Genomic DNA, 8,031 nt, shown 5'->3' with positions numbered 1-8,031 from the left:
GCTTAAGTCAAGTAATAATCTGCTTAAAGCTACTAATGAGGTTTGCCATGCTCGATGACCGCGCTGAACTCGTTCGCCGATTCAACCGTTTCTACACCCGTCAGATTGGCGTGCTCCATGAGCATCTGCTGGGCAGCGAGTTTTCGCTGACGGAGGTGCGCATTCTGTACGAGCTGGCGAACCGCCCATCGCTGACGGCAACCGACCTCTGCCGCGAACTGGGTCTGGACGCAGGGTATTTGAGCCGCGTGATTGCCGGTTTCGTCCGCAAGGGCCTGATCGCCAAGACGCGCTCGGCCGCCGACGCGCGCGTCGCGGAACTGCGTCTGACGGAGCAGGGCAGGGACACGTTTGCGCCGCTGAACGACACCTCGCGGCGGGAAGTGCAAGCCATGCTGGCGCGGCTGTCGGCGCCGGAGCAGCATCAGCTGATCGACGCCATGGGGCAGATCCAGAGTTTGCTGAACGAGTCCGCGCCGAGTTATTTGCTGCGCGATCCGCAGCCGGGCGATATGGGCTGGATCGTGCATCGCCACGGCGCGCTGTACGCGCAGGAGTATGGCTGGACCTCCGAATTTGAAGCGCTGGTCGCCGAGATCGTCGCCAAATACCTGCGCGAATACGATCCGAAATCCGAGCACTGCTGGATCGCCGAGAAGGACGGCAAGATAGCCGGTTCCATCTTCGTGGTCCGCCATGACGAACACACCGCCAAACTGCGCCTGCTCTACGTGGAACCCAGCGCGCGCGGCCTCGGCATCGGCCACCGCCTGGTCGAAGAATGCCTGCGCTTCGCACGCCAGGCCGGCTACCAAAAGATGATCCTGTGGACCAACAGCGTCCTCACCGACGCCCGCCGCATCTATGAAAAAGCCGGCTTCGAATTGATCGAAGAAGAAGCCCACCACAGCTTCGGCAAAGACCTCATCGGCCAGACCTGGGCCCGCCACCTTTAAATGGGGACGTAACACATTTGTGAGTATGGGCCAGGGGAGCGCCGGCGGCTTTACGCGCCGGCCACGTGCACCCGGCGTGACAGATCGCCAGAGCTGGGCCGCCAGCTCTGACGTGCGGCCAAGGCGGAATTCCCGGTCGGTGAAAGAGCATTGGTGCTTGTCATGTTCGCGCTGGATCACGGGGCCGCTTTGGAGTTCGCGGACGATGCCGTTGCGGTCGAAGTGGATGTGCATCATGGAGTACCACACGTCCTGCTGGCGGTAGCGGTAGCTCCAGACTTGCAGGTCGCGCAGGGCGAGGTAGGTGGTTTCGTCCGGCGGGCCGAAGGTGGCGCGGATGGTATCCTTCGTGTCCTTGCCGAGGGCAATGCCGGCGAAGGCGGCGTCGGTGCGCGGGGAAAAATCGGCGGGATTGGAGGGCGCAGTGGCGCAGCCGGCCAGTAAAAGTGCCAGAATGGCAACGATAGCGGAGGTTTTGGCCTTCATGAGCCTAATTCTAGTCATAAACCGTAGCCATGAAAGCCTAATACGGTTATACTTCCGCGTCTGGCCATCCGGCTGGAGCTTTATTAACGTAGTTCACGATGTGCAGGGTTACGACTCCGTACATCGCATGTGAAAGGTAAATCATGACTGTTGAAAACATCAACAAGGCCGCTATCATCGCGGATAACGCCCGTGCTCAAAACGACACCGGCTCCCCAGAAGTGCAAGTTGCTCTGCTGACCGCACGTATCAACGAGCTGAACACCCACTTCAAAGAGCACACCAAAGACCACCACTCCCGTCGTGGCCTGATCAAGATGGTGAACCGTCGTAAGTCCCTGCTGTCCTACCTGAAGAACAAGGACGCAAACCGTTATCGCGACCTGATCGCTAAACTCGGCCTGCGTAAGTAATTCTTGCGTTACCCGGTTTAAAAAAAATGCCTGCGTCAGTTTGCTGCCGCAGGCATTTTGCCTTTTAAGACGTTGTATTTATTGCAGTAAAGACGGCCACAAGCCGTCCGTGGTGAGGTGCAACGACAGCTCCTGAAAATCTGTCGGCAAATAGAAAGGGATTACCCATGTTTAACAAAGTAACGAAGACCTTCCAGTACGGCCAACACACCGTGACCCTGGAAACTGGTGAAATCGCTCGCCAGGCCTCCGGCGCCGTGATGGTGTCCGTTGACGACACCGTCGTGCTGGCAACCGTGGTGGCGCGTAAAGACGCCAAGCCAGGCCAGGACTTCTTCCCCCTGACGGTTGACTACCTGGAAAAGACCTACGCAGCGGGCAAAATCCCTGGCGGTTTCTTCAAGCGTGAGGGCCGTCCTTCCGAAAAGGAGACGCTGACTTCCCGTCTGATCGACCGTCCGATCCGTCCTCTGTTCCCAGAGGGCTACATGAACGAAGTGCAGGTGATCGTGCACGTTCTGTCGGTGAATCCTGAAATCGATCCGGACATCGCTTCCATGATCGGTGCTTCCGCTGCCCTGTGCGTGGCTGGCGTACCGTTCAACGGCCCGATCGGCGCCGCCCGTGTTGGCTTCGAAAACGGCCAATACATCCTGAACCCGACCGCGTCCCAGCTGAAGACCTCCCAGATGGATCTGGTGGTGGCTGGTACCGAATCCGCCGTGCTGATGGTTGAATCCGAAGCACAGCAACTGTCCGAAGAAATCATGCTGGGCGCCGTGGTATTCGGCCACGAGCAGATGAAGGTCGTGATCGACGCCATCCATGAACTGGTGCGCGATGGCGGCAAGCCTGAACAAGTGTGGACCGCGCCAGCCAAGAACGAAGCCCTGATCGGCCGCGTGGCGCACTTCGCTGAAGCCAAGATCCGCGAAGCCTACCAGACCAAGGACAAGCAAGCCCGTACCGACAAGCTGCGCGCCATGTCGTCCGAAGTGCAGGCTGACCTGGCTGCCGAAGCTGCCGCCCACGGCGCTGAAGCGCCTGACTCGGTTGAAGTCGGCAACATCCTGTTCGAAATGGAAGCCAAGGTTGTGCGTTCGCAGATCCTGGAAGGCGAGCCACGTATCGACGGCCGCGACACCAAGACCGTGCGTCCGATCTCGATCCGTTCCTCCGTGCTGCCACGTACCCACGGTTCCGCCCTGTTCACCCGCGGCGAAACCCAGGCACTGGTCGTAGCGACTCTGGGCACCGCCCGCGATTCGCAGAAGATCGATGCGCTGATGGGCGAGTACACCGACGACTTCATGCTGCACTACAACATGCCGCCGTTCGCCACCGGCGAAACCGGCCGTGTTGGCACGCCGAAGCGCCGTGAAATCGGCCACGGCCGTCTGGCCAAGCGCGCACTGGTTGCTGCGCTGCCTTCGCAGGAAGAGTTCTCCTACTCGATCCGCCTGGTATCCGAAATCACCGAGTCCAACGGTTCCTCCTCCATGGCTTCCGTCTGCGGCGGCTRCCTGGCGCTGATGGATGCCGGCGTGCCGATGAAAGCCCACGTGGCCGGTATCGCGATGGGCCTGATCAAGGAAGGCGGCCGCTTCGCCGTTCTGTCCGACATTCTGGGTGACGAAGACCACCTGGGCGACATGGACTTCAAGGTAGCTGGTACCGCCAACGGCATTACCGCGCTGCAGATGGACATCAAGATCCAGGGCATCACCAAGGAAATCATGCAGGTTGCACTGGCACAGGCTAAAGAAGGCCGCCAGCACATCCTGGGCGAAATGCAGAAGGCCATGCCGACTGTGAAGACCGAGCTGTCCGACTTCGCACCACGCCTGATCACCATCAAGATCAACCCAGAGAAGATCCGTGACGTGATCGGCAAGGGCGGCGCCGTGATCCGCGCGCTGACCGAAGAAACCGGCACGCAGATCGACATCACCGACGAAGGCATCGTGACCATCGCGTCCGTTGACGCAGCCGCTGGCCAGGAAGCCAAGCGCCGCATCGAAGAACTGACCGCTTCCGTGGAAGTGGGTAAGTGCTACGACGGCACCGTCCTGAAGCTGCTGGACTTCGGCGCCATCGTTCAGGTTATGCCTGGCAAAGACGGCCTGCTGCACATCTCTCAGATCGCCAACGAGCGCGTGAACGCCGTTGCCGACTACCTGAAAGAAGGCCAGCAAGTACGCGTCAAGGTTCTGGAAACCGACGACCGCGGCCGCCTGAAACTGTCGATGAAAGCCGCAGCTGAAGAAGCTGCTGCTGCCGCTGCACAGTAATCGAGCTCCGCTCCCCCAAAACCGCCAGCGCGCAAGCCTGGCGGTTTTTTTATTGCCGATGCGGCGCGACACCAGTTGTATGGATCTTTTCGCCGAACCAGGTCTTAGCGCGAATTAGACTTGCCCCTCAAGTTAGGTTGCTGCCCTCTGTTCAGCGCGGTCGATTGGCCAGCTGGTTATTTTTGGAGAGTTTTGTTCAGCACTAAGGCGGCTATGATACGCCGGCTTTTTGGACATAATTTAACGGGGCAAACATGAAGAACCTGGTGTTCTCGCTGTTAATCGGATTTTTAAAATCTATCAAGAAGCCGCTAAGGAACTGAACGATACCTACAAAAAGCTGAACGCCAAGCTGGATGACAACGGTAAGAAGTCCTTGAAGACCAGCCAGCTTGCGTGGATCGAGTCGCGGAATCAGAACTGCTCAAAGCGCGATCCGAAAGGCTTCTATGTGAACCTCGACTGCGCGACCACATCAACCGTTGAACGTTCGCGCTTCCTTCAGGATCGCCTTCGCGAATGCACGAGCGCAGGCTGCATGAACAGCAAACTCTGATCGGCGAGGCTAAAGCGAAAGGACCAATGTCCGAATTTCCAACTATCGAGACACCGCGCCTTTACCTGCGGGAGATCACTGAGCGCGATGCAGCGGCGCTGTTTGCGATTCATTCCGACGCCGAGCATATGCAGTGGTTCGGCAACGATCCCTTGCAGGATGTTGACGGCGCGCTGGGTCTGATCAAATTGTTCGCCGGTTGGCGCCAGCAGCCGAATCCTGGTACGCGTTGGGCGATTGAGCTGAAGGGGCAGCCGGGCCTTATCGGTACTTGCGGTCTCTTCGCCTGGAACCGGAACTGGAAGAAGTGCAGCATTGGTTATGAGCTGTCCCGCGCTGCAACCGGTCAAGGCCTCATACGTGAGGCACTGGAAGCGATGCTTGACTGGGGCTTTAATGCCATGGCGCTCAATCGCGTCGAAGCGCAGGTTCACGAGCGGAATCTGCCATCGCTCGCGCTGTTGATGAAGCTTGGCTTTGTTGAAGAAGGGCGCCTTCGGCAAGTTGCATACTGGGGCAACAGGCATCACGACTTATTGCAGTATTCCTTATTGGCTGAGGACTGGCGCGAGACATAGCATGCTATTCTCTTGTCGCCCAGTTATCGCAACATAAGCCAATAGGGGAATGACCGTGCAGAAAATGCTCGAATCCCACCACCTTATCATTCGCATCAAAGCAGCGTGGCAAGACGCTGTGCCGCCGGACCGGCAGAATATCTCGCGCCCTACAAATGAGGATGAGGGCGTCGCCGCTTACTTCGCGGGAAAGTCGTGGCACGGACACAGTGCAACGCGCTTGCGCGCCCTGGACTTTGCGCCGAATGTCTTCACCGAGCAGGCGTTTGCATACTTCCTGCCGGCTTATCTTATCGCTGACATAGAAGATCCCGTGGCGTCGGACACCAATGTCGAGCGGGTGCTGTATTGGTTGGGACAAGGACCCCGTGTGATCGGGCTGCTTTCGCCAGAGCAGAAGGCCGTGTTGCGCGACTATGTTAAGTTTGTGTGCGCGAGAGATGGCGACGGCTATGACGCATTTGCCCAGGCGGTCGTTCATCTGTTGGATCAACCATAAAAAGGGGATAACAATGAAAAAGATCTTCGCGGCATTGGCGCTGTTGGTACTGGCCTTTTCGGCGCAAGCCCAGACTCCAACACCACCGGCATATGATGCGGAACTGGCCAGGTCCCTTGGCGCTGACGATCACGGCATGCGCCGATATGTATTCGTTGTGCTGCGCACAGGGCCGAACAAGGTGCCGGCCGGCCAGGAACGCACCGAGATGTTTGCTGGCCACATGGCCAATATTCAGCGCCTGGCCAACGAAGGCAAGCTTGCCTATGCCGGGCCGCTGGATGGCGTCGAGGGTGCGCGCGGGATTTTCATTTTCGCGGTCGACAGCATCGACGAGGCCAGAAAGCTTGTGGCCACCGACCCGGTCATCATCAAAGGCGAAATGGTAGCCGAATACCATGCCCACTTTGGCTCCGCGGCGCTGATGGGCGTTAACCAGACCCATTCCAAAATCATCAAGCCGGGCAAAGAATAAATTTTTTTGCGCTTCGCGATCCGTTTTGCTGCGCTGGTTCGTCTTAGCTGTGTCTACATTAAAGGAGGCACATCATGGCAAACCAATCTGTTGTTCTCATCAATAATCTGAAGGTGGACCCAGCGAACCAGGCGGCGCTGGTGGYGCTGTTGAAGCGGAATATCGAGAGCGTGGTCAGCACGCTTGGCGGATGGAAGACGAGCCGCCTGATTGCGGCGAAGGATGGGGCGAGTGTCGTCATTTATTCGGAGTGGGAGTCGCCGGACGCGGTTGAAGCGATGCGGGCTGACGCACGGATGAAGGCCTATTTTCCGCAAATCGCCGAGCTGGCAAAGTTTGAGTCGATGATGGGCGAGACCGTTTTCAATGAAGTGAGGTGAGGGGCAATGGAAGACTTCGAACAGCGCTTGCAGGAATTGAGGCCACGGCTGCACCGCTATTGCGCGCGCATGACCGGGTCTTCCGTCGACGGCGAGGATGTGCTGCAGGATGCGCTGATCAAAGCCTTGCAGGCGCGGGAGGAGGGCGCAGAGGTGGAGAATATCGGAGGCTGGTTGATGCGCATAGCCCATAACACCAGCCTCGACTTCTTGCGCAGGCGCGCCCGCAGCAATGTGGTTCCGCTCACCGAGGACATTGAAGCCGAAACGCCGCCGGAAGCGGAAATCCTGATGGTCGGTTTCCAGACCTTCCTGCAGCTGCCTGAGCTGCAGCGCTGCGCGGTCATCCTGAAAGATGTGCTGGGACATTCGGTCGAAGAAATCGCCACCATCGCCGATTGCACGCCAGCTGCCGCCAAGTCGGCGCTGCAGCGCGGCCGGGTCGCCTTGCGCGAACTGGCCAAACAGCCGGACGATACGCGCGTGCCGCTGATGCCTCAGGACAGCCGCGAAAAGCTCACCAACTATGTTCAACTGTTCCAGAGCGGCGACTTCGATGCGATCCGCGCCATGCTGGCCGAGGATGTGAAACTCGATCTGGTGAACAGGCYCAAACTCGAAGGCCGCGAGAGCATCAAGCGCTACTTCACGCGTTATTCGGAAGAGACGCGGTGGCGCTTTGCCCTGGGCGCGGTCGAAGGGCGTCCGGCAATGCTGGTGTTTGACGGCGCAGCGGAAAAGCCGACGGCCTTCGTGCTGATCGACTGGCGCGGCAATGAGATCACCGCAATCCGCGATTTCCTGTTCGCGCCCTATGCGATGGAAGCGGTTGACTGGATGCGGCTGAATTAAAGCCGCCAGTACACAAGCCCTGGCGGCTTTTGTCCACGCCTAGCGTGCGGCCAGCGAGACGAAGACCAGCGGCGGGTAGTTCGCCGTGGTTGGGGAGGCTTCTTCGTCGATGTAGGCGATACGCCCACTAACGTAGCCTTGTCTTGAGATGACGATGTTCAGGGACATGGTTCCGTCGATGGCTTCGAACAGGTGTTCGCCCGTCGGCCGGATTTCATGTTCTTTCTGCTTGCCGATGTGTGCATACAAGCGCCGGCCAATGCGGTTGATGTACATCCGCTTGCCGTTGGATAAATAGTATTCGCCCTTGTAATCGGCCAGATCGTCAGGCCAGAGAAAGTATGGTTTCGCACTGGATCGTGCGGCGGGGACGAGCACCCGGTCGGTGCCGCCCGTCTCCTGAGCCGTGGCGCTGCCGATCAGCAGGCCGCAAGCGAGCAGAGTCGAAAGCCGTCGCATGGCGGCCTCCTAACGTATTGCGACAGTAATAATCGTCGCTTCAGGCAATGCAGCTGCGTTTTTCTGGATATCCTCATCAATATAAC

At 58.6% G+C, this 8,031-nt stretch carries 11 protein-coding genes; 10 read left to right on the top strand and 1 reads right to left on the bottom strand.

Going from position 1 to position 8,031, the window contains the following annotated elements:
* Nucleotides 1-47 precede the first annotated feature (47 nt).
* The 10 genes from AB4Z11_RS18165 to AB4Z11_RS18120 all read left to right on the top strand — a co-directional run bounded on the left by AB4Z11_RS18165 (nucleotide 48) and on the right by AB4Z11_RS18120 (nucleotide 7,486).
* Nucleotides 48-956: a bifunctional helix-turn-helix transcriptional regulator/GNAT family N-acetyltransferase gene (locus AB4Z11_RS18165; RefSeq protein ID WP_442026661.1), complete on the top strand. Its 909-nt coding sequence runs from the start codon at nucleotides 48-50 to the stop codon at nucleotides 954-956.
* Between the two features lie 162 nt (nucleotides 957-1,118).
* A complete protein-coding gene (locus AB4Z11_RS18160) occupies nucleotides 1,119-1,400 on the top strand; it encodes a hypothetical protein (protein WP_442026660.1) in 282 nt (93 codons plus the stop codon).
* A gap of 185 nt (nucleotides 1,401-1,585) precedes the next feature.
* Entirely contained in the window at nucleotides 1,586-1,855 is a 270-nt protein-coding gene (gene rpsO / locus AB4Z11_RS18155) for a 30S ribosomal protein S15 (protein WP_442026659.1), read from the top strand.
* Between the two features lie 167 nt (nucleotides 1,856-2,022).
* Complete coding sequence (gene pnp, locus AB4Z11_RS18150; protein WP_442026658.1) at nucleotides 2,023-4,146, top strand: polyribonucleotide nucleotidyltransferase; 2,124 nt, start codon at nucleotides 2,023-2,025, stop codon at nucleotides 4,144-4,146.
* Between the two features lie 286 nt (nucleotides 4,147-4,432).
* Complete coding sequence (locus tag AB4Z11_RS18145) at nucleotides 4,433-4,702, top strand: lysozyme inhibitor LprI family protein (protein WP_442026662.1); 270 nt, start codon at nucleotides 4,433-4,435, stop codon at nucleotides 4,700-4,702.
* Nucleotides 4,666-5,280 carry a GNAT family N-acetyltransferase gene (locus AB4Z11_RS18140; RefSeq protein ID WP_442026657.1) on the top strand — a complete coding sequence of 205 codons (615 nt, stop codon included), beginning with the start codon at nucleotides 4,666-4,668 and terminating at the stop codon, nucleotides 5,278-5,280. Before AB4Z11_RS18145 ends, AB4Z11_RS18140 begins: the two co-directional genes overlap by 37 nt.
* 55 nt (nucleotides 5,281-5,335) lie before the next feature.
* Nucleotides 5,336-5,779: a hypothetical protein gene (locus AB4Z11_RS18135; RefSeq protein ID WP_442026656.1), complete on the top strand. Its 444-nt coding sequence runs from the start codon at nucleotides 5,336-5,338 to the stop codon at nucleotides 5,777-5,779.
* 13 nt (nucleotides 5,780-5,792) lie between these two features.
* Complete coding sequence (locus AB4Z11_RS18130; protein ID WP_442026655.1) at nucleotides 5,793-6,254, top strand: YciI family protein; 462 nt, start codon at nucleotides 5,793-5,795, stop codon at nucleotides 6,252-6,254.
* A gap of 74 nt (nucleotides 6,255-6,328) precedes the next feature.
* Nucleotides 6,329-6,634, top strand: coding sequence for a putative quinol monooxygenase (locus tag AB4Z11_RS18125; protein WP_442026654.1), 306 nt, complete (start codon nucleotides 6,329-6,331; stop codon nucleotides 6,632-6,634).
* Nucleotides 6,635-6,640: 6 nt separating this feature from the next.
* Entirely contained in the window at nucleotides 6,641-7,486 is an 846-nt protein-coding gene (locus tag AB4Z11_RS18120) for a sigma-70 family RNA polymerase sigma factor (protein WP_442026653.1), read from the top strand.
* Between the two features lie 39 nt (nucleotides 7,487-7,525).
* On the opposite strand, the gene AB4Z11_RS18115 is transcribed toward AB4Z11_RS18120, so the two are convergent.
* Nucleotides 7,526-7,945 (bottom strand): hypothetical protein, encoded by a 420-nt coding sequence (locus AB4Z11_RS18115; protein ID WP_442026652.1) that lies wholly within the window; start codon nucleotides 7,943-7,945, stop codon nucleotides 7,526-7,528.
* Nucleotides 7,946-8,031 lie beyond the last annotated feature (86 nt).

Source organism: Pseudoduganella sp. RAF53_2 (genome assembly GCF_052113985.1).
GTDB lineage: Bacteria > Pseudomonadota > Gammaproteobacteria > Burkholderiales > Burkholderiaceae_D > Rugamonas.
The sequence above is the reverse complement of the archived record's forward strand: the minus strand, read 5'-3'. Positions and strand labels throughout refer to the sequence as shown.

What these genes read in the sequence shown, in the direction of transcription:
- AB4Z11_RS18165 (WP_442026661.1), top strand. Translation starts at nt 48, where the DNA reads ATGCTCGATGACCGCGCTGAACTCGTTCGCCGATTCAACCGTTTCTAC.
- AB4Z11_RS18160 (WP_442026660.1), top strand. Translation starts at nt 1,119, where the DNA reads ATGTTCGCGCTGGATCACGGGGCCGCTTTGGAGTTCGCGGACGATGCC.
- rpsO (WP_442026659.1), top strand. Translation starts at nt 1,586, where the DNA reads ATGACTGTTGAAAACATCAACAAGGCCGCTATCATCGCGGATAACGCC.
- AB4Z11_RS18140 (WP_442026657.1), top strand. Translation starts at nt 4,666, where the DNA reads ATGCACGAGCGCAGGCTGCATGAACAGCAAACTCTGATCGGCGAGGCT.
- AB4Z11_RS18130 (WP_442026655.1), top strand. Translation starts at nt 5,793, where the DNA reads ATGAAAAAGATCTTCGCGGCATTGGCGCTGTTGGTACTGGCCTTTTCG.
- AB4Z11_RS18115 (WP_442026652.1), bottom strand. Translation starts at nt 7,945, where the DNA reads ATGCGACGGCTTTCGACTCTGCTCGCTTGCGGCCTGCTGATCGGCAGC.